Raw genomic sequence first — 21,179 nt, forward strand, 5'->3', positions numbered from 1 at the left:
TATGGCCCGAAACATGCCTTGCTTTACCGCCCTCCCTGGCAGGGGTACAATGGAGCGAGTTGTACTTCAGGCGACATAACTCGTTGAGCCATGAGGAGAACGGACCATGCGGCATTCCTTCGGGATTCTCTCTTTGGGGATTCGTTCCCTAGGTTTGTTGGGTGTGCTGATCGTGGTCTGCGCGAGTGCCGGCGCCGCGGATATTCGCGGTGACTATCTAGAAACCCGCACCTGCGATGTATATACGGGCCCCTGCTTTGCCAACGGACAAATTGGCCTCACTGGTCAACAGGCAATCCTGGCTTGGAGCGTGGACGAAGGTAGCTACCAAGGGATCGATTTAAAGGGGCTGAAAGTCGTGATGAGCGTGCGCGCCAAAGACACTTTGGGCTTTGGCAGCGGGCTGGTAATCCATCCTGAACCGATTCGTTCGATAATCCTGGTCGATGCCAATGCTTCGTCTGAGCAGCAGCAAGCGCTAGCTGCATTCGCGCGTGAGCGGGCCGGGGAAGTGGCGGGCGAAGTAGTGCGGATTGCGGCGGCGACGATCGACCTGTCAATCGATCACGTCGACATGGCTGCCAAGCTCACGGCCGGTAAGGAAATCCAGGTCGAAACGCGGAAACTGGAAAAAGGGGATTGCGTCTGCTCGAACGAATCAAGGTTCTACCCACCGTTGACCGCAGTCGACAATTCGGCCCCAGCGTATACCGTTGACGCGTCTTTTAGCGGGCGCGGACTGGGCGCACAATGGACGGCGCCGCGGACTCGGGGCGCGTACTTGGCAACGTTCTAGGAATCGATGAAAGCGAAATGAGGAGGGATTCGCGGGCCCGCGGCAACTGGGGCGTTGTCTTTCTCATAAATTCGTCGTCTAGCATTCGTCATACAGCATACTTTGAGAGCACCACTGATGAGGCTGCGATACGCTATTGCCGTGGGACTGCTGTGCCTTTCTGTTGGGCCGGTCCTTGCCGCCGATGACTATAAAATCGCCGCCATCGACCAGGCGTCGCCTGACGAAGTATCGCCCGACTTGGCCAAATTGCTATCGCCCAAGGCACTCAAGGTGACGAACGGTAAACGTGTATTGTGCGAAATTTGGCTCCGGCGCGCCGTACCGATCAGGGCCGACTTTGCGCCGTCGCAAACGGAACTCTACCCATTCGACGTTGGGCAGGTGGTAGGAGTGATTCGGTTTCCGCGCAAAACAAGCGACTTCCGCAATCAAGAAATTGGCGCGGGAGTCTACACGCTGCGATACGGTTTACAACCCGTCGATGGCAATCACGTGGGAACGTCTGAGACGCGTGATTTTCTGCTTTTGTCGCCAGCCGCCGAAGATAAGGATCCAGCGAAGCTCGAAGTAGATAATCTTTACAAGCTGAGCCGTGACGCGTCGGAAACCACGCATCCCGCCATCTTGCCGATGCAAGGAGCGGTCTCGGACTTCGACGATGCTACGGCGCCGGCGATGGTCCACGATGATTCGCACGAATTGTGGAGCGTAGTGATCAAGTCTACGGTTTCGACTGGCGAGCAGGACGACCAAAAGGAAGATCGTTTGCTACAGTTTGTCGTCGCGGGACACGCCGCCGAGTGAGCACGCGGTGGAATCGCTTTGTTCTTACCCGCAACGGGTTGTAGTCATGTCGCTAATTCGTCTTCGCTGGAGGCTGCTGTTGGCCTCGATCGTTGTCGTTAGCGTCACAACAGGATTGTCGCTGGGCAGCGACGACCATCCGAATGCGTCCGGGCAACAGCCGCAAAAAATCGCCGAAGATGGCGCGATCGAAACGCCGCACTATGTTACTGAGACGTTGCGTGGTCGCCTGGTTTGGCTGGCGGAAGCGCTGAAGCGTCGTTTTGGGGTCGAAACCGATGCCGACGCCGCGGAGGCGGCGATTGCCATCGAGGCATCCGACGGAAAGCTGGTGCCTTTGGTCAAGGATTTTCACAGCCGCGGATTCTGGCTCGACCCAAGACTGCGTGCCGACGAAGTGGAGCTTGTCGTCCGCCGTTACGAGCAATCCCCAGCTGTGCAGCTAGTCAGATGGTATGCAATCCGCAAGGGGCGGAAATACGAAGTGGACTACTGGTGCGACATCTGCGCAATACCCATGTACGAACTGAAAACCTGCGACTGCTGCCAGGGAGAAATACGGCTGCGGGAACGGTTAGTCGAAGCAGATGTCCCATAACGCCCGCTAGGCGGCCCGGGACGGGGTTATTGGCTTGTTTTTCCCTTGTTCGTGCCGGTATGGCGAGATATATGTAGCAATAGAGCACTCCGATGGGGGGATGGATCCCGTTCGCAGGCATTTACTCGACTAATTCACGCTCGAGATAGCTTCGCCTCCAAGGGCCCCACAGCCATATCGCGAGCAATAATAGACAAGCGGCCCATCCTAATGGGCGAGGAAATCAGGAACACGATCTATGGACCATGCAGATCACGATGAACCGATCGAAATCGCGATGGTGGGCGACCTCACCGACAGTGAGAACGAATTGAGCAGTAAGCTGCTCGACGTCCAGCCCGGTGGCCAGTGCACTCTGTTCATCGATTCGCCTGGTGGCAGCCCCTACTCAGGTCTATCGCTGATGTCGCTGATCCTGTTGCGCGGCATTCGGGCCACTGGCATTGTGACGGGCGAGTGTTCGTCGGCCGCACTATGGCCCTTTGCCGCGTGCCGGCGCCGCATTGTCACTCCCTACAGCGTTTTGCTGTTTCATCCCATGAAATGGCAGAGCGAAGAGCACGTCGGACTGGCCGAAGCGGCGGAGTGGGCCCGACATTTCGGTCAGCTCGAAACTGAAATGGACCAGGTCTTGGCGAGCTTATTCAACGTTCCCGAGGACGAGATGTCTCGCTGGATCCGTCCGGGCAAGTACATTTCCGGGCGTGAACTGGCTGCGGCTGGCATGGCCGAGCTGGCTGATCTAAAGGTTCTCAAGCTCTTCGAGCGCAACGGTGCCAGTCCGGGGCGCAAGCGAACGAAGGCCATGCGTTAGCGGACGATGTGCCCGTCGTTACAAGGCCGCTCCTTGCTGGGCCGTCGAATCGTCGCAAATTCGCATGTTGGCGGCCAGGGCTTAAACGTAGCGATTAGTTGCGATCCCTTAGTAGCGCCACGATCAAGCGCAGTTCTCGCACGTCCTCACGCAGCTGCTCGATCTCGTAGCGCACATTCGACAGAGGAGATTCCGACGCCAGGTGCTTGGCCTTTTCGACCCGCATCTTGGCCAGTTCAAGGTCCGCCTGCAGGCGTTCCACTTCCTGCTTGCCGATGGTGCCAGGCCGCTGTGCGTTGGCAGTGTCCGCCTTGCGGATTGATTCTTGTACGGCGCGCAAATCAGCCTCGGCGCTCGATACATACAGTGCCGCATCACTCGTGTTGTCTCCTTCGGCCAAAGTGACGCGCTCTTGGGCGTCGCGGACATTTTCTTGAATGGCTTGAATCACACCGCGACGAATCGTGTTCGGTTGAAGGCGATTCGTCTGCTGATACTTGTCCAGCGTTGCTTCCATCAACCGCAGGTACGCCTTGGCATAGCGCACGTCGAGAGTCTTCTCCGCACCGGAAGCGTCTTCAGATGCGGGGGCATCGTCTTTTTGCTCCGCCTGCAGGGGCGCCCCGATCTGTACGCTCAGCCAACCACAGGCCACAAGAACTGGTACGAATATCCACCGTCGGTTGTACATAAATTGCGCCTCGATCCCTGAAAAATGGTACGTGCGTTTGTAACAGACCACGACTCACCGGCAATTTCGCGGACCTATAGCTTGCCGCTCGGCGGGCTAAGTTGCAACGCGTTTTTTAAATGTGGCGAGCCCGCTGTGATTTCGCGTGGCAATATTTGAGACCAACCATCTTCTGGGTGTGGCCCTGTGGGCATTGTAAGTCTGTCCGCCCATTCCAACGATCGGGCGAGCCCGCCGGGGTGCGCCAGAAACAGCCCCTCCTACAAAACCATTGCGCGATGGCTGAACTCCGCCCGAGTCTTGCAATTGTTAGCCGTGACGACTTAGAATCGTGGGAGTTGCCATTCTCCCATCGGGCAACGATTTAGTCTGCACAGAGTTCGCTCTTGTGCCCCTGTCCCACGACTTCGCCGCCGTGGTAAAACACAACTTCTCTTGTCGTTGACAGGGAAACTTGGGGTCGATTGTGCTTTAGGGATCTCACTGCAAACCGTGCCCGATTCAAAACTATGAAGACACCCGGTCATTGTTTCTCGCTGATGCACATTATGCATCGATCGTGTCCAGCGCTAGCCCTCTGTGCAGCAGTCGTGGCGACGTTGCTAGGGCCGACCAAGGTGTCGTCCCAGGAGGCCGCCAAAGGTTCCGTGGCGACGGGCGAGGAAGCCATCCGCAGTGCCACGGCCGCTTATCGCGAGGCAGTCGAGAACGGCGATGTCGACGCGGTGGCAAAATTCTGGACGCCGGATGCTGACTATGTCGACCATGCAGGACACGCATTCAAGATTCAGGCCGCGTTGGCAGCCGCACGAAATCGCGCGCAAACAGCGGGTCGCATCGCGCGTCCTCCTCTAAAGATCGAAACTTTGGCAGTTCGGCTTCTCAGCCCTGATGTCGCTGTGGAAGACGGCATTCTCGAACGGGCCGTCGCGGCCGGAGACGAGCCTGCTAAGAGTCGCTATTGTGCGGTGTGGGTGAAACGGGACGGCAAGTGGCTCATTGACGGCGTTCGCGAGTCGGCCTACAGCCCGGTAACATCTTCCAATCATTTCGAAGGCCTCGATTGGTTAGTCGGTGACTGGTCGGCCGAAGGTCCACAATCCACAGCCGAAGCAACCTACATTTGGGGCCCCAAGAAAAGCTACCTCCTGCGTCAGCTTAAGCTGACGCCGAAAGGAGCCGAGCCGATTACCGCGACCCAATGGATCGGCTGGGATCCGGTACACGAGCATATCCGCTCGTTCGAGTTCGATTCCCAAGGCGGATTTCGCGACGGGGTTTGGAAAAGGGACAGTGACGACGCGTGGATTGTTTCCAGCACCACCGTCGCGGCAGACGGTCATGTCGGCACCGCGACAAGCGTCTACAGCCGCATTGACGACAACACGGCAACTTGGGAGTTGGTAGACGAAGAGATGGATGGCGATCAGGGTTCGGAAATCCAAATGCGTGCCACCCGCAAACCACGCAGCAAATAAAGGCTTGAATCACTTGATACGCAACAGCTCTCACAGCGCAGGCATTGAACGCAGTTCGACGCCAAATTACGGCGGCCGTGCCGTGCGGCTGCTCCCCACTTTGCTGGTCTTGCTGTGCGGGACGGCGGCGATCGGCCTGTGCTGTTTGTTGCCAAAGTCTTTGGCGGCGCAGGCCGGTGCAGCCAAGGGGAACGCACCGGCAACCAAGGCGCCGCGCAGTGCTCCTAGCGCGGGGGCGGCAACCGGTAAGGCTCCGGCGGCGGCGCCGGCTCGTCCGGCGGCCGACGACGCCGCCGCGCGGAACGATATTTTGCAAAGCCGCAGCTGGCAAGACACGATGCAGCAATTCGATAACTGGCTTTCCAACCAGATACTGTACGACGATGACGAAGTTCGGCACATTCGCGCGCGATTGAATGCCGGGATCGGTCGGATGTCGGCCACGCAATTGGAAGTATTTCTGAACGACATGCGGCAGAAGCTGGCCATCCTGTCGAGCGACCGCGCTTTGGACGCGCAGGATTATTTGGCGGAAAAATTCCTGGTGGCGTCCGACGCGTACGCGCGGCGGATCCGTGAGCAATTGCCCGATCTGCTGTCGATGTCGCCAACACAGGTCGAACAGCGCCTGTCGATGTTCGCCGCGAAACGCCGGTCGCGTCAGCAAGCACAAGGCGCGTTTGAACAGAGTCGCGAGCGGCGCCTAACCTCGAATACGGCGCAGGTGAAAGCTCGCCAGGAACACCGGCAACGGATCGCCACGCGGAGCACGGCTGCCACCGCGGCGGCATCGACGCCCAATGATTTCACACCGTCGCGCGATTATTTTCCCGACGTGGGTAACAACGGCCCGTCAATGGTCATTGGCGTCGGATTCTACTAAAGGGCTGCGTCGCCCGCGATCATGAATACGACTATTCCGCTCGCTCAGTTGGTTAGCACCCAATTATTGCGTAGCGTCTGCTTCATGTTTTCGAGTTCAGCCGGCGTCATGGGCGTTTGCTTTTTCAGCGCCTCTTGAGTGGCCTGGGCCTTTTCGACGCTGGCTTCTTGCACGAGACGTACGATGCCGTTGGCATCTTCCACGGCGAACCAGGTTGGTTCCAGTTTCAGACTGGCTGGATTTGTGGCGGGCAGACGCAATGTCATAAAGCCGCCCAGCGTTGGCTCCCGAAACCGAACGATCACAAACCCCTGTCCATTTCCCGAGATCCCCAAGATGTCGTCACGCTGGCCTGTTGTCGGCACCTTGACCGAGAAGAACTTTCCAGGCTGAACGACATAGCCGTCCGTCCATTTCACGCCATCGCGGCGATGCAGTTGGAAGGTAAATGGCCGGGACGTGAGGTTGTAAAGACGCCCCTCGCCGGTGACGCGTGGCGGAACTGTGCCTTGGGCAAATGTGGAATGAGCTGCCCCCACCGCCAAGGAGAGCGACAATAACAGCCCCACTACGTTCTGTCGCACGTGATTATCCTTCATCGAAAGGCGTGGCATCATTGTCCTCCTTTGGCAAGGGAACCCGCCGGGATTTGTTATTCACCGATTTTTACAAGCGCTTCGGCCGCCGCTTCGCGGACGGCCAGGCTATCGTCCGAAAGCGCCTTCTGCAGAGCCGATCGAGCAGGTTTTGCCTGCGCGCCTATGTCGCCCAAAGCCGCGGCCGCTTCGGTGCGCGCCAGATCAGTCTCTCCCTGAGTCACGACATTGGTCAGCTCCGGGACAGCGATCTGCACGATCTGGCTATCGTCCGGCTTGATGCGGAGGAGTGCCCAGATGCTGACCAATCGCAGCGTGCGGTCTTGCCCATCGATATACTTTCGCAAGGCGTCCACGGCGGCCGAGGCACCCGGGCCAATTTTTCCCAAGGCATAGGCCGCTGCCACGCGCACGTCTTCGTCCGAGTCGGCCAACAACGGTACGATCGCCGCCGTAGCTGCGGCGCTATCGGGGCCGATGCTCGCCAAAGTGAACAGCAGGTCGCGCCGCTCTTGGGCGTTCGCGCCCGGTAACGCCTCGGTCAACGGCGGCACGGCCAGCTTAGCCTCGGAACCCATTAGGGCGAGCACGCGCATCGCCTTATCACGCAGCCGCGGGTCGGCAAGTTTTTCGAGTAATCTTGGTACTGCGACCTGACCGAGAGAGGCTAACCCCGCATAAACATTGGCTTGCACCACAGGATCGGCATCTTCGAGTGCGGCCACAAGCGCCGTGCCAACCACCTCGGGCGGAGCGTTCAATTCCCAGAGGGCCTTGGCGGCCCCGCGGCGCACGTTAGCATCCTGGTTCTTGAGTGCAGCCACGATAAGCTCGATGGCCGTGTTCAGAGATTCCTTATCGTCGGGCTTTAGCTTCGCGACGGCCCAGGCAGCTACCAGACTGAAAAAGGGATCCGGATCGTGCTCGGCTTTTTCGAGATCCGGCAAGGCAGCCGTGGCGCCAATCTTTCCCAACGAAAAGCCCGCAGCATAACGCACGGCAGGGGTCGCGTCGGCGAGGGTCTTAATCAATGCCGGGGTAGCGGATACGGCATCTGGCCCAATTTCGCCTAGCGCCATCACGGCCTCCATGCGAACTTCCGGCTCGTCGTCGCTCAGCAGCGACGTTAGTTGAGGCACGGCGTCTTTCGCCTGGGGGCCCATTTCGGCGAGTGCAATGCAGGCCCAATAGCGGCCTTCCTTGTGCTTAAGGCCCTCGATCAGAGCCGGCACGGCCGCCGTGCCCCCTTCGGCCAAGGATTGCAAGGCGGGCATAACGACCGCGGGGTCGGCGTCTTCGAGCACTTGGACCAAGAGCGCAAACGTATCTTTACCGACGGGGCGCAAACGGACGAGCGCCGAAATCGCGGCACGGCGCACGCGCGGATCGGGATCGGCCACCAGCCCCACCAAACCTTTGATCGCATCGTCCGACTTTTCGCCGATCAATCCCAACGCGCGGGCCGCGTGGCCCCGCACGCGCGGTTCTGTGTCTCCCAGCGCTTTCAGCAACGCGGGCACTGCGGAGGCGGCCTTCGGGCCTACGTCCCCTAGCGACCTGGCGGCGCGCCAGCGGGCGTCGGAATCGGGACCGGCGACTCGGGCAGTAAGAGTCGGCACGTCCGCTTCGGCAGCGAGATTTGCACTAGCCGACTCCGTGATTTTCGTGAGAGTCCCATCCGTTTGCGCGGAATCTTTCTTGCCGTCGGCCTGGCGCGCCGGCTCATTCTTCTGTGGAGCGCAGCCGAGAGGCGCCACAAGTACGACGGTCCCCAGGGCAATCAACGAAACTCGAATGATAGATTTCACAACCCCTCGCTCGGTGATCGGCGCTTCGAAGTGTCGCCGCAAATCGCTAGAAACCGGCAATAACCCACGCCATTCGATGAACTCCGGTTCAACCGGTGGGAAACCGTACTTCGTACGCCAGGCTTTCCACGAACTTTCGTGCGCCAAGCCAATCATTAGGCTTGTATTGGGCGATGCTCTTCTTGAGTGTCGCCAGCAATTCGTCGGTATTCGTTTTGATTTCTCGATAAACGTCTGGCGAAACCGATGTGGCCTCGGCACGCTTGCCGAAAAGCTTTTCCAATTGTTCGCGTTCCGACGCGTACTGCGACTCTTGCAATATGACCGGCCAGTTAACCTCGCCGGTCAGTGGATCGAGTTCAGCCGAGGTGAGGCGTCGCGGCAGTCCCTGCCGGGCGTTACGGGCAATTTCTTCTTGCGAGAGACGGGGCGAGCGCTTCGATTCGCGATAGGCCCGGTTGGCCCTGCGCATCTGGTAGTAAGCTTCGGTCCACTGGACCCGGTTTTGAATGTCTTGCGAGCGGGCAGCGACATAGTTTTGTGCTGCCAGAGAGTCCATCAAATTCGCTTCGCCCGCCGAGCGAACGACGTCGGCAAAGCCGCGCTGATAGCCCTCTGCCGCTGTCGAGGCTCCAAAACCCGGCGCGAAGAATTGCGCCACCGCCGCGACGGGCGCCAGCATGCCCAGCCCAAGGAATGCCCAGCACAGCCGATTCATTTTGATCTCCTCGCGCGAAAACTTTCGCTCTATGGGCCGGTCCCACGTGCGCGACGTAAACATAGACACACGGCTAAGAAGGCGAACGCCGAACGGCGTGCGAGCGCAAGTTTCGGCAGCGGACAAGGATCGAAGCGTTATTCTAGCTTTGAGAGCGCGAATGTCCACGCGCGCAATCGTCTGCTAGTTCTTTGCATCGCGGCGGGCTTGAGCGCGCTTGCCACTGGACTTCACATGACTTTTCAGGCGCGTTGTTTTGCCGCTACGGGCCACGCGTGAATGCTTGGCTGCGGTGGTGGCTTGCCGCTGTTTCGCTTCGTTGACGATTGCCGGAATCTTATGGCGCACTTTTGGCAGCACTGATTTCTTTGTTGAAACCGCGGGCGCAACGGCCTTTGCCGGCGCTGCCGCCTGGTTCACGGATACCGAGGGCTTAGCCGCCGACGCCGTCCCCTTGGTGGAGTGCGTCGAGACCTTGGCCGAGGGAACGGCCGAAGGCTTCGTCTCGGCTTTCGGCTCGCTATTGACTAGATCTTGCGCGGCAATCATCCCTTTGCGAACGGCCGCGCGCGTGGCCCGATGCTCTGCGCTACGATCCTGCTTGGATTTGGCCCGTGGCTTGTCGGCGGAATGATCGGCAGAGGAGTCGAGCGAAGCTAACCTGGCTTCGAAGCTCGCCAAGGCCTCGCGAAAGATCTCTCCTTTGAGCTTCGTGTTTGCTTCGATTTTGCCAAAGCCGACTTGACTGCTGTGCGCCCGCGATTGGCCCCGCTTCAAATCGCGCCACTTAGTCGTCAGTTTCCTTGCGCGGGCGGCCAGCTGCTTGACCTTGGCAGGGCTGAGAGCCTCGAGTTCGCCTTTGCGACTCGCCCGCACCAGCGCGGCCTCGGAATCTGTACACAGCGTCTTCACTTTAGCAGCAGGGACTGTCATCGCGGCGGTTCCCAGAAGGCTGGTCGATCAGAGTCAACGAAAGCATAGCATACGTCAGAAATGTATGCATGTATCCGGCGCGATCTGAATCGGGTGACGCACAGCAGGCAGAGAGGCAAAATCACCGAATGCCTTGGACGGCGATTGCCGCTTGGGACAGGACGCGATCAATGAATGGCTGGCGCTGCCCGATAGCGTCGACGCTACGCTACGCATAGAGTAACGACTGAGTTGTTCCCAGCGAGCTTGAACCGATCGATCCCCTATGAGCCACCGCGATGCTATTCGGCCGGATTGCGACCGACCACGCGGCGCAGTGCCGGTGTTGCGGGCGATGGCGGGCAGTTGGAAGTCGCTGGTCATGTACGAATTGCTGATGTCGCTCGTCAGCGCAACGGTCCTAGCCCCCTTGGTGTTGGCCGGATCTTACCAGTTGATCGGGATCTCGGGCGAGGTAGTCCTCGGCAACTGGGATCTCATCCGGTTTTTGGCCTCGCCCTTGGGGCTAGTGGCGTTGTTGCTAACCGTCAGCCTGTCATTGAGCCTGCTGCTCATCGAATACGCAGGGCTAATCCTGCTGGCCGACGCTGCGCTGCACGGAATAGCGCCTTCGATGCGCCAGATTGTTGCCCGCATGTTTGCTGCGGCACCGCGATTGTTTGCGTTGGCGAGTTTGCAGTCGGCAGTTGTCCTGCTCGCGCTGCTGCCGTTTTTAGGTCTCGCCGGTGCCACGTACTGGTTACTGTTGGCAGGCTCGGACATCAATTTCTATCTCGCCGAGCGACCGCCGCGTTTTTGGCTGGCAATAGCAATCGGCGCTGTTTTTGCCATCGGACTTGCCATATCCGCGGCGTGGCTGTTCGTTCAGTGGGCCCTTTCCGTGCCGCTATGCTTATTGAACGGCCAATCCTGGCTGGGAGCGTTGCGTCTGAGTTCGCGACTGGCGCGTGGTCGAAGTCGGCGACTACTGCTTCTGATCGTTGGCTGGCTGGTGACCAAGGAAGTTGTGCTTCTCCTTGCCCTCAATGGCTTGGACGGACTCAACGAAATACTGTTGGCAGCTTTCTCGCAGCGCCTTTCGACCATTTTATGGTCCACGATGGCGCTGCTGGTGTTTGACACGCTCGCGCTCCAGCTTCTCGGGGCGGTGTTTGCCATCGGTTTGGCGGCGCTGATTGCCTATGAGTATGAGCAAGCTCGGCTGCAAGAGGCCGTTTCTCTGCTCAGCACGATTTGGGATCCGGCGGAATTGGCTGCGCCGTGGCCAGCCTGGCGAACGCGTGTGGCGATCATCGTTCTGGCCGTTGCGGGACCGATCGCCAGCATCGGTTACGCGATCGTGGCGACGCGCGAGTACGCTGAGCACCACGCGGCCAACGTCACCGCGCACCGTGCCGGCCCCAAGGCCGCACCGGAAAATAGTCTTCTGGCACTGCAAATGTCGATCGATGCCCACGCTGATTTTGTTGAGATCGACGTACAGCAGACGGCCGACGGACATGTCGTATTGCTGCACGACCGCGACTTGCGGCGGGTCACCGGGGACGTGCGCGATCTGCACGAAATGCAACTGGCTGAATTACAGGATCTGCGGTTGACGGTCGAGGGACAATCGACCGCGGCTCGCATTCCAACGCTTGCCGAGTTCATCGCCGCTTGCGACGGCCAGATCCGATTGAACGTGGAAATGAAAGATTTCGGGCATGGCACGCACTTGGCCGCGGCCGTGTTGGATGTGCTGCGCGATCATGACTTTGCGCAACGGGCCATTATTTCATGTTTTGAACTGGCGCCTCTCGCCGAAATACGCCGAGCCGAGCCGAGCTTGCCTATCGGGGCGATAGTATCCGTCGCTCAAGGCGATATCACCTTGCTACCGGTCGACTTTCTGAGTTTGAATCATCGCCTGGTAAGCGGAAACGTGGTGCGCCGCGCGCACCAACGAGGTATGCAAGTCCATGTCTGGACCGTCAATGAGCGGGAGATGGCGTTGCGCCTATTAGATCTCGGGTGCGACAATCTCATTACGAGCGACCCGATGCTGATGCGAGAAGTCGTCGATTGGTACGCCGGTTTGGGTCAGGTTGAACGGATGCTGCTCCGGTTGCGACGCTGGCTGCGCGAATAAGCGCCTCGATGGGATCGAAGAACGTCAATCAGGCAATTGCCCTGCGATGTCTTCGTAATCGGCAAGGTCGGTGCATATTGTCGCATTCGCCAAAATCGACCAATGGCGGCGCGTCGTAAGTGCCGAGAAATCGAAAATCATAGTTCGCCTACTTTTGGGCTAGGGTTCGCTGCTTTCTCTCCTCTCGCGCAGCCCGCGTTTTAATCGTGAAACTGCGTAAATCGAAAATCTCCTGCCGTTCGCAGCCCGGAATCGCCGGCCTATGGGCGCCACTGGGATTGGCGATCGCGCTATTGTTGTCTGGGTCTACTTCGGCACAGCAGTCGGATTGCGCCGTCGACTCCTCTTGTTACGAGGCCAGTCACCTTACCGGCGACTGGTGGGGAGCGCGGACAGGTCTGGCCGCGGGGGGCGTAACGCTGCAGGCAGACAGTACCAACTTTTTGTTCGGCAATACCACCGGTGGCGTACAGCGCGCCGCAGATTTTGGAGGCCACGGCGACTATGTGATGTTGATCGACGGTGAGAAGCTGGGAATCCAGGACGGCCTGTCGTTGAAGATTCGCGCCGAGCATCGCTATGGCCAAACCATCGTCAGTGACGTGGGCTGTTTCATTTCCCCGACGCTGACCGCCGATCTGCCTGTGTTCGGCAGCGACCAACTGTACCTTACCAATTTTCTGCTTACGCAAACCGTCGGAGATTCGCTAGCCGTCTACGCCGGCAAGATGGATACGCTCGACGGCGACATGAACGCCTATGCTCACGGACGCGGTAAGACTCAGTTTTCGAACATGGCGTTTGTCTTCAATCCGATCGTCGGCGCGACGGTCCCCTATTCGACGTTGGGGGCGGGGTTCGTCATTCTTCGCGAAAAGGTGCCGCTGCTGACCTTCAGCATCCTCAATTCGACTGACACGACTAACACCAGCGGTTTCAAGCAGTTGTTCAACGACGGTGTCTTGTTGTCCGCGAGTCTGCGGTTGCCGACCCAACTGCTGGGCATGTCCGGGCACCACTTGCTCGGGGCCACCTGGAATAGCCAGAATTACACTTCGATCAGTGAGGCGTACATCGAGTATCCGAACGTCGCAATACCAACCACGCGCGGATCGTGGTCTCTGTTCTGGAATTTCGATCAGCCTTTGGTCACATTTTCGGACGACACTGCACGTGGTTGGGGAACGTTTGGCCGTGCCGGTATTGCAGACGACAATACCAGTCCGCTAGCGTGGTTCTTGAGCTTTGGAATCGGCGGCGATAGCCCGCTTGTGTCGCGGCCGGCCGATACCTTTGGCGTGGGGTGGTACTACGGCGGAACAAGCAACAAGATTGGACCCTTGATCACCGCGCAGTACGGACCGATCGGCAACGGCGAGGGCGTCGAGTGTTTTTACAACATTCAACTGACCGAGGCGATTCGCCTGACGCCCGACTTGCAGGTAATCGTCCCGGCACTAGAGGATATCGGTACGGCGCTAGTTATCGGCGTGCGGGCGCAGTTGATCTTTTGATCCGCGAAGCCGTGCGCCCGAAAAGACAAAGGGCCCTGCGACCCCAAATGGAAATCCTTGGGCCGTCGAACTTCATTGGGCTCCGGTGGTACACGGTCTTGGCTCCGTGTGAGGGCGCAGATACCGCGGGTAGCTCTAAAAGCTGGCCGATGCACCGTTTAAGCCAACAAGCCCTAATCGCGCATCCGTCCAGACGTTCTTGCCGGAGACGTGGCAATTGTCAGCGACATTTGTCCCGACTATGCTGCCTTGCACTGCCCGTGAACACCCGCCTCAACCGAACCTTGACCCAAAACCTCACGTAGTTGCCCATGAGGCAACTATGTGTGTGAGTGACCGTACCCTAGTTTTTGACACACCCCCAGAGGGGCCATGCCAGAAACGGCGCGCAGATCCCAATCCCGTTAGTTCGCGGATGTAAGCACCTGGCGAGCCACTATTTCCCCCGTTCTCGGAGTACATCTGATATGCCGCCGATCCCTCCTGTATCGCGTCGAGATTTTCTTGCTACCAGCGGCGCCGCCACCGCGGCCGTTGCCTGGACGGCAAGTAGCTACGCGAAGATTATCGGCGCGAACGATCGCATTCGCACCGCCTTCATTGGTGCGGGCGGCATGGGAAGCGGGCATTTGGGCGCGATCAATCAGCTTAAAGAACCCGACAACGTCGAAGCCGTGGCGGTCGCCGATTGTTGGCTATCACGCGCGCAACAGGGGGCGTCTACCGTTGGCGCGCCGCACGCGATGCAGGACTATCGCAAGCTGCTGGATATCAAAGAAATCGACTACGTCACTATTGCCACGCCCGAGCATTGGCACAGCCGTATGACAATCGATGCGCTGGATTCCGGTAAAGCGGTGTACTGCGAAAAGCCCATGACGCATTCCATTCCCGAGGCACAGGAGGTCGTCAAAAAGCAAAAGGCCACGGGACTGCCCGTGCAAGTCGGCGTACAGGCCATGTCCGATGACAGCTATTCTTCGGCCGCCGCCGCGATCGAGCGCGGCGTACTGGGGCAGGTCGTGCAAGCGCAGATCGAATACGTGCGCCGCTATGACAAACAAGGCCCCTGGCGCGATCCCGATATTTCCGACAATACGCCGCAGCCGGTTGATCTCGATTGGAACGCCTGGCTTGGCAAGGCGCCCAAGGCGAACTGGAACCCGCATCATTATTATGAGTGGCGTTGCTACTCTGCCTACTCGGGCGGAATCTGCACGGACCTGTTCATTCATCGCATCACGCGAATCATGAAGGCCTGCAAGCTCACCTATCCGCGCCGCGTAGTGGGCATGGGAGGCATATGGCAGTGGCCCGATGGTCGCGACCTGCCCGACAACTTCGAGATGATCTGCGAATACCCCCGCGGCATGACAGTGTACGTGTTGGGCACGATGAGCAATCGAGTGCCGGTCGATCATCTCATCCGAGGTTACCGCGCCACGATGTATTTCACGCCTACCGGCTGGGTCGTAAAGGACAAAGATGGCAAAGTGCTCGAGACGCACACTAAGACCGGCGGTGAAGACATCGTGCCGCACCACTCGAATTTGCATCGCAACCTGCGGACGGGCGAGCCTTTGAATTGTCCGGTCGAGTTGGGCTTGGCGGGCGTCGTAGCCGTTAACATGGCCAACGAGTCGTGGCGCACGAGCCGTGTGATGGGCTGGGACACAGCTAACGAGCGGATGGTCCCGGCCGATACACTCGATTTGACTCACTCACCGGATCCCAAGGCGGCCGTATAGAAACGGTGCTGAGATGCAAATGTGCCTTGCACGCTCATGTGCAGAGCTTGACGATAACGCCGACCAGGATGATCACGCCGCCGAGTGCGGCCCCCACGGCAATCACAAACCAAGTCGACCCCATCCACTTCTCGAAGACGCCCCCTTTGCGTTTCTTGTTCGACCCGACCAGAGGCGCGCCGATGTCGAGCCCAGGCATATCTCCGGCCGGGCCTTTCAGCGTCTCACCAGCGAGCAAATCGTCCAAGGTATCGCCGGCCGTTGTCGGCCGAGAGCCGGGCATGACCTCGTCCAGGATCGACGTCGGCCTGGTTGCCGTGGTGATGGCATGGGCGCCCGACCGACTGCCGGCCGAGCTTGCCGGCTTGGCCGACGCGGCAATGGGCTGTGGTCCCGACTTGCGGGGGCCGGCGCCTGAATTGGGTTTCGTCTGACCTGGGGCTTGCCCGCCCTGGGGCTTGGCAGTTGAGTCGGGCTTCGTGGACGTGGCCGCAGGCATCGCCGGCGCGGCCACAATCTTGGGTGCCGAGCCTGGCTTGGCCGTCGTCGGCGTTGATGCGGTCAACTCGTCGTCCGGGCCGGCCGGCTTGTCGGCGCTGCTGGCGGCGATCGTCGCCGGAGCGGTGGCCGGGGTATTCTTTCGGTCGTCGTCCAAGGGGGCCAGCGTAAGGTCTTCTTCATCAATGATCTGTGCAGCAGTCTGACTCGTGGCGCGGCGGGCCATGTCTCCCAAGCGCGCCCACGATCCGCTGGTGCCAGGCGGCTTGAGCGGCGTGTCGGTAACGGAACCTGCGTGCCCACCGTGTACGCCCAGCCACCGCGACAGCGCCTCGACCACGTCATCGGCACTTTGATAACGGTGCTCGCGCTTCTTAGCCGTCATACGGTTGAAGATCGCGACCAAATCCTCTGGCACTTCCGGACGTTGTTTGCGAATGCTCTCGGGCTGTTGCGTCTGGTGCATCATCAAGCGCTGCGTGCAGGTGCCATCCGGAAACGGAGGATGGCCAACCAGCGCGAAGTAGAGCGTACACCCAAGACCGTAAATATCGGCCCGGGCGTCGACTGTGTGGCTATCGATGGCTTGCTCTGGGGCGAGATAGTCAACTGTCCCCAGCACCTTCTCGTCGTGGGCGATCGTGAGAGAAGCCTGATCGTCATCCGAGAACTGGGCCAGCCCCATATCTAGGATCTTGACGGTTCCCTTGCGATCCACGAGCAGATTGGCAGGCTTGACGTCGCGGTGGATCAAGTTCGTGCGGTGCGCATGCGCCAATCCCGATGCGGCCTGGCGGATATATTCCGCGGCCTGCGGCACGGACAGCGGCCCGTCGGCGGTGACCTGGACCTGCATGTCCCGACCGTCGACGTACTCCATCACGAGGTAATGTGTCCCCTCGTGTTGATCGACATCGTAGGCCCGGACGATATTCGGGTCGTCGAGCGCTGCGGCGGCGCGGGCCTCGCGATAAAATCGCGCCAAGTAGGAAGTGTCTTTGACCTTGGAGTTGGGAAGCACTTTAATGGCCACGCGACGGCGCATGGCTACGTGTTCGGCCAGGTAAACACTGCTCATGCCTCCGGTGCCCAGGTGGCCGAGCAGTTTGTACTTGCCGAGAAAGAATCCCTTGTGGCGCCCTTCGAGGAGCTTTTCCGTTTGCCATTGCGTGAGCAAGCCCGTCTCAACGAGATGCGCGCAGACGGGATCGCAATCGGTGACGGGGCTTTCGGGCGCACGCCGATCCAGCTCGGCCAAGGCAGAGTCCAACTGACTCTGCTCTATCAGGCCGCTGCGCCTGAGGAGATCAAGAAATGTATCGAGCTTGATCGTACTCATGCTGAGTCAGTTGATCACCCTAACCGGACTCAACGACGCCCCAATAATGCCGCAACAAACGTGTTGCGCGCAACGTTCAACATGCATGTATCAAGAGCAGTTACAGCATTGCAAGGATGGTAGCGAATGGCGCCAAACCTAAATAGTCTCTCTTATATAAAATTCGGCATTGCACCAGGCGCCGCTACGACATTCCCCGGCACTTTATCTTACGCAATCTCCATGCCCACTCAAAGCAAAAATCGGCCAACCGGCAGCTTGAATATGGGCCCTGCAATCGGCTGCAAGCTATTTCACGATAGCCATTTGCGCGCTAACGACTAGGACAAAGGGCGCCCAGTCGCCCGATCGGGACGTAGGGAGGCCACCTTGCGCAGCTGCGCGCCACCATTGTCTGATGATTCGCGCTAAGCGCGAAAGGGGGGACGATGACACCGGCGAGGGCCAACGAAACGGGGATTGGGGAAGCGCAAATCGGGCATCCGAGGACCCTTAGATCGTCCAATCTTTGCATAATTGCCGAGGCAACTGTTCTAGAAATTCGTTAGCGCTATTATCATCGTTGCATGGGGAGGCGCGGCCGCGAGGCCCTGCGCCAGCTGAAACACTTCTTGCATGGCTCTGTGCCACGTTGCTTGCCTGTGGCGACCGCACCCAAATTGCGCGAAGAATTGGCCGCCCTCCGGATCGACCGGTCGAGGGGGTCTCAGCCTTCGGGCGTAGGGCGCGGCTTGATTTTTGCCTTGGTGGTTCTGTTGCTTACCGGGGGTGGCGCCGCTGGCTACCTATTGCTTAAAGATCGGCTCGCTGGGGCCATCGTTGTCAAGGTCGATACCGTGCGCCTCGTCTCGCTCGGACAGATGAACACGGTGCTCACCGCTACGGGCTATATCGAGTCCCGCCAACAAGCGGCCGTGGGCGCCAAAGCGCCGGGGCGCGTGGCGCGCGTCTTAGTCGAAGAAGGGCACAAGGTTCGCGCTGGCGACTTGCTCGCCGAATTAGAGCATTCGGATCTCGACGCCATTTTGGCGTCGAAGCAGGCGCAAGTCGCCTATGCCGAGGCCGTCGCTGCGGAATCGAAGCGACAGGCGGCGCAGAAAGAACGTGACTTCGCCCGAGAGCAATCGGTCTTTGAAAAAAAGGCCGGCACACAGGCAGCTCTGGAAACGGCCGAGACGGATTATCACACTTCAGCGGCGCGGGCGGATGCGCTGGCAGCCAATGTCGCCGTAGCCAAAGCCCAGGTGCGGGAAGCCGAAGAAGCCGTCGCCAATTTGCGAGTCTTTGCGCCATTCGCCGGCACGGTGGTGACCAAAGATGCCGAAGTGGGGGAGACGATCATGCCGGGTGGAATGGGGTTGGCGTCCGGCCGAGGCTCGGTGGCCACATTGGCGAATCTGGATCAACTCGAGGTCGATACCGACGTCAAGGAAGATTATCTCGGCCAATTAGAAAAAGGTCAGCCCGCTGAAGTTACGGTTGATGCGGTGCCGAGCCGCCATTATCAGGGGCGCCTGCGCGAGATTATTCCCATGGGCGATCGCACGCGTGGCATCGTCAAAGTGAAAGTCGCGATCGTCGATCCCGACGAACATTTGTTTCCCGACTTGAGCGCGACCGTACATTTTCAACCCGCCAAGAGCGAACGCGCGACCGACGCCGATGCCAAGCGATTGTTCTTGCCGCTGGCTGCCGTCGTCACCAAAGACACGCGGCAATTCGTTTGGCGTCTGGAAAAAGACCAAGTTGTGCAGGCCGGTGTGACCACCAGCGGCGAACCAAAGGACGGACTGATTCGTGTCGAGGGAAGCGTCAAGGGAGGAGACCGTGTGGTAATCGACCCTCCTGCCGAACTAATAAACGGGGCGCGAGTGCGAATTCTGGAATAACGACCGCGGCGGTATGCGATTGCCATACCGTCGCTTTGCTTGCTCGAAAGGCCTCGCTATGCCCACTGGCTCCGAACCAGGTCTTGTGCAACTACGTGGCGTGTCGAAGGAGTACATGCGCGACAAGATCCACGTGCCGGTCTTGTCGAATACGAACCTCGACATTCCCAAGGGCGAGTTCGTCGCCGTGATGGGACCGTCGGGGTCAGGTAAGTCAACACTTTTGAACCTGGCTGCCGGGCTCGATCGACCGACGACCGGAAGCGTCACGGTGGCTGGCACCGAGTTGAATCTGCTCTCGGAGAGCAAGCTCACGCGTTGGCGCTCGCAGCACCTAGGGTTCATTTTCCAACTTTATAACTTGATGCCTGTGCTGACGGCGTTTGAAAATGTCGAATTGCCCCTACTGTTGACGTCGTTATCGCGCCGACAGCGGGCCGAACATGTGCAAACGGCATTGCGCATTGTCGGACTGGCAGAACGCGTGGACCATTACCCACGGCAGTTATCTGGTGGGCAGGAACAGCGCGTGGCGATCGCACGGGCGCTAGTAAACGATCCGATATTGCTGCTTGCGGACGAGCCCACCGGGAACCTCGACGCCGCCGCGGCGCAAGAGATTCTCGATCTGCTCCAGCAACTGAACGAAGAGTTCGAGAAGACGATCGTGATGGTCACGCACGATCCCCGGGCCGCGCGCAGGGCTCATCGCATGTTGCATTTGGAAAAAGGAACGTTTGTCGAGACCGAACTCGACGCGCTCGAGGCCGCCGGATGAAATTCCTGCCCTATATTCTCCGCAACGTGATGCGCAACAAACTGCGCAGCATCTTTACCGGCGTGTCAATCGCGGTGAGTTTGTTCCTGGTTACGGTCATGTTCGCCTACGTCAACATGCAGGACGAGATGGCGATCGAGTCACTAAAATACGCCCGCATCGTGACCACGGCCAGGCAAGGATTGACGTTTCCTGTGCCCATCGCGCACGTCGACAAGGTACGTGCAATGGAGGGGGTCAAGACCGTGGTGCCGTTGGCCTGGTTCGGCGGCAAATACAAGGACGATAAAATCCCCTTCGCGCAATTTGCCACCGATCCGGCGAAAGTCTTCGATGTATTTTCCGAGTTCACGATCCCGCCCGAACAATTGAGTGCCTGGCAAAAGGATCGGACCGGATGTGTCATCGGCGAAAAGATCGCCCGCAAGCGTGGCTGGAAGGTGGGGGACAAGATCGTGCTCAAGGGGGACATCTACCCGGTGAATCTCGAGCTTACGGTCGACGGTATCTACGATGGGCCATCGACTTCGGACAAAGAGATGCTCTGGTATCACTACACGTATCTCGACGAGCTGCTCAAGCAAGCCCGCTCGCAAATGGCGGGCAACGCCGGCACGATGTTCGTCAAGGCGGAACGCACGGAAATGCTCCCTGACTTAATGCGCCGCATTGATGCACGGTTCGCCAACTCGGAAAGCCCAGTGAGGGCCATGACGGAACAAGCCTTCCGACAGATGTTCACCGAGATGCTGGGGAACATTCGGGCGTTTATTCGCAATATCGCGATCATCGTCGTGGCGGCATTGATATGCGTAACGGGCAATGCGATGGCCATGTCGCTGCGCGAGCGCACGCGTGAGGTGGCCGTGCTCAAAGCGATCGGCTTCTCGCGCCTGATTGTACTGACGCTGGTGTTGGTTGAAGCGGTCGTCATCGCGGTTGGCGGCGGCATAGTAGGAGTATTGGCCGCCCGAGGACTATTCTCTTTCAGCGATCTCACGCTCAGCGGTATTCCCGGATTCAGCACGTTCTATGTCCCTTGGTCGACCGTGTTGTTCGGCCTGGCGTTGGCAGCCGCAATTGGCCTGGCAAGCGGCCTGATTCCAGCATGGCGCGCCGCGCAAGTTTCAGTTGTCGATGGTCTGCGGAAGGTGGTTTAAGCA

18 protein-coding genes are annotated in these 21,179 nt (G+C 59.2%); 12 read left to right on the forward strand and 6 right to left on the reverse strand.

Translation table 11 applies throughout. The features are described 5' to 3' along the window. Nucleotides 1-106: 106 nt before the first annotated feature. The 4 genes from VGG64_23140 (at nucleotide 107) to VGG64_23155 (ending at nucleotide 3,015) form a co-directional block, all read left to right on the forward strand. Nucleotides 107-796 (forward strand): DUF1326 domain-containing protein, encoded by a 690-nt coding sequence (locus VGG64_23140; GenBank protein ID HEY1602518.1) that lies wholly within the window; start codon nucleotides 107-109, stop codon nucleotides 794-796. A 117-nt stretch (nucleotides 797-913) separates the two neighbouring features. Next, complete coding sequence (locus VGG64_23145; protein ID HEY1602519.1) at nucleotides 914-1,603, forward strand: hypothetical protein; 690 nt, start codon at nucleotides 914-916, stop codon at nucleotides 1,601-1,603. 46 nt (nucleotides 1,604-1,649) lie between these two features. After that, on the forward strand, nucleotides 1,650-2,201 hold the full coding sequence (locus VGG64_23150) for a hypothetical protein (protein ID HEY1602520.1): 552 nt from the start codon (nucleotides 1,650-1,652) through the stop codon (nucleotides 2,199-2,201). A 238-nt stretch (nucleotides 2,202-2,439) separates the two neighbouring features. Next, entirely contained in the window at nucleotides 2,440-3,015 is a 576-nt protein-coding gene (locus VGG64_23155) for an ATP-dependent Clp protease proteolytic subunit (GenBank protein HEY1602521.1), read from the forward strand. Nucleotides 3,016-3,109: 94 nt separating this feature from the next. On the opposite strand, the gene VGG64_23160 is transcribed toward VGG64_23155, so the two are convergent. Further along, nucleotides 3,110-3,706, reverse strand: a complete 597-nt coding sequence (locus tag VGG64_23160; GenBank protein HEY1602522.1) for a hypothetical protein — start codon at nucleotides 3,704-3,706, stop codon at nucleotides 3,110-3,112. A gap of 548 nt (nucleotides 3,707-4,254) precedes the next feature. Here VGG64_23160 and VGG64_23165 point away from each other — a divergent pair. Then, nucleotides 4,255-5,184, forward strand: coding sequence for a nuclear transport factor 2 family protein (locus VGG64_23165; protein ID HEY1602523.1), 930 nt, complete (start codon nucleotides 4,255-4,257; stop codon nucleotides 5,182-5,184). 82 nt (nucleotides 5,185-5,266) lie between these two features. Further along, nucleotides 5,267-6,067, forward strand: a complete 801-nt coding sequence (locus VGG64_23170; GenBank protein HEY1602524.1) for a hypothetical protein — start codon at nucleotides 5,267-5,269, stop codon at nucleotides 6,065-6,067. A gap of 44 nt (nucleotides 6,068-6,111) precedes the next feature. On the opposite strand, the gene VGG64_23175 is transcribed toward VGG64_23170, so the two are convergent. From VGG64_23175 to VGG64_23190, 4 genes are all read right to left on the reverse strand, one after another. Then, nucleotides 6,112-6,681, reverse strand: coding sequence for a hypothetical protein (locus tag VGG64_23175; protein HEY1602525.1), 570 nt, complete (start codon nucleotides 6,679-6,681; stop codon nucleotides 6,112-6,114). A 38-nt stretch (nucleotides 6,682-6,719) separates the two neighbouring features. Continuing rightward, nucleotides 6,720-8,471: a HEAT repeat domain-containing protein gene (locus VGG64_23180; protein ID HEY1602526.1), complete on the reverse strand. Its 1,752-nt coding sequence runs from the start codon at nucleotides 8,469-8,471 to the stop codon at nucleotides 6,720-6,722. An 88-nt stretch (nucleotides 8,472-8,559) separates the two neighbouring features. Next, entirely contained in the window at nucleotides 8,560-9,189 is a 630-nt protein-coding gene (locus VGG64_23185) for a hypothetical protein (protein HEY1602527.1), read from the reverse strand. A gap of 183 nt (nucleotides 9,190-9,372) precedes the next feature. Beyond that, nucleotides 9,373-10,122, reverse strand: coding sequence for a hypothetical protein (locus VGG64_23190; protein HEY1602528.1), 750 nt, complete (start codon nucleotides 10,120-10,122; stop codon nucleotides 9,373-9,375). A 265-nt stretch (nucleotides 10,123-10,387) separates the two neighbouring features. Here VGG64_23190 and VGG64_23195 point away from each other — a divergent pair, with 265 nt between their 5' ends. The 3 genes from VGG64_23195 to VGG64_23205 all read left to right on the forward strand — a co-directional run bounded on the left by VGG64_23195 (nucleotide 10,388) and on the right by VGG64_23205 (nucleotide 15,512). Beyond that, nucleotides 10,388-12,250, forward strand: coding sequence for a glycerophosphodiester phosphodiesterase family protein (locus VGG64_23195; protein ID HEY1602529.1), 1,863 nt, complete (start codon nucleotides 10,388-10,390; stop codon nucleotides 12,248-12,250). Nucleotides 12,251-12,456: 206 nt separating this feature from the next. Next, entirely contained in the window at nucleotides 12,457-13,764 is a 1,308-nt protein-coding gene (locus VGG64_23200) for a carbohydrate porin (protein HEY1602530.1), read from the forward strand. Nucleotides 13,765-14,231: 467 nt separating this feature from the next. Beyond that, a complete protein-coding gene (locus tag VGG64_23205; protein ID HEY1602531.1) occupies nucleotides 14,232-15,512 on the forward strand; it encodes a Gfo/Idh/MocA family oxidoreductase in 1,281 nt (426 codons plus the stop codon). Between the two features lie 34 nt (nucleotides 15,513-15,546). On the opposite strand, the gene VGG64_23210 is transcribed toward VGG64_23205, so the two are convergent. Next, nucleotides 15,547-17,349: a serine/threonine-protein kinase gene (locus VGG64_23210; protein HEY1602532.1), complete on the reverse strand. Its 1,803-nt coding sequence runs from the start codon at nucleotides 17,347-17,349 to the stop codon at nucleotides 15,547-15,549. A 641-nt stretch (nucleotides 17,350-17,990) separates the two neighbouring features. On the opposite strand from VGG64_23210, the gene VGG64_23215 reads away from it, so the two are divergent. Genes VGG64_23215 through VGG64_23225 form a run of 3 tightly spaced genes read left to right on the forward strand, consistent with a single transcriptional unit; the run spans nucleotide 17,991 to nucleotide 21,176 of the window. Further along, on the forward strand, nucleotides 17,991-19,238 hold the full coding sequence (locus VGG64_23215; protein ID HEY1602533.1) for an efflux RND transporter periplasmic adaptor subunit: 1,248 nt from the start codon (nucleotides 17,991-17,993) through the stop codon (nucleotides 19,236-19,238). Nucleotides 19,239-19,296: 58 nt separating this feature from the next. After that, nucleotides 19,297-20,016, forward strand: coding sequence for an ABC transporter ATP-binding protein (locus tag VGG64_23220; GenBank protein HEY1602534.1), 720 nt, complete (start codon nucleotides 19,297-19,299; stop codon nucleotides 20,014-20,016). Further along, complete coding sequence (locus tag VGG64_23225) at nucleotides 20,013-21,176, forward strand: ABC transporter permease (GenBank protein HEY1602535.1); 1,164 nt, start codon at nucleotides 20,013-20,015, stop codon at nucleotides 21,174-21,176. Before VGG64_23220 ends, VGG64_23225 begins: the two co-directional genes overlap by 4 nt. Nucleotides 21,177-21,179 lie beyond the last annotated feature (3 nt).

This window comes from Pirellulales bacterium, from assembly GCA_036490175.1.
Lineage (GTDB): Bacteria > Planctomycetota > Planctomycetia > Pirellulales > JACPPG01 > JACPPG01.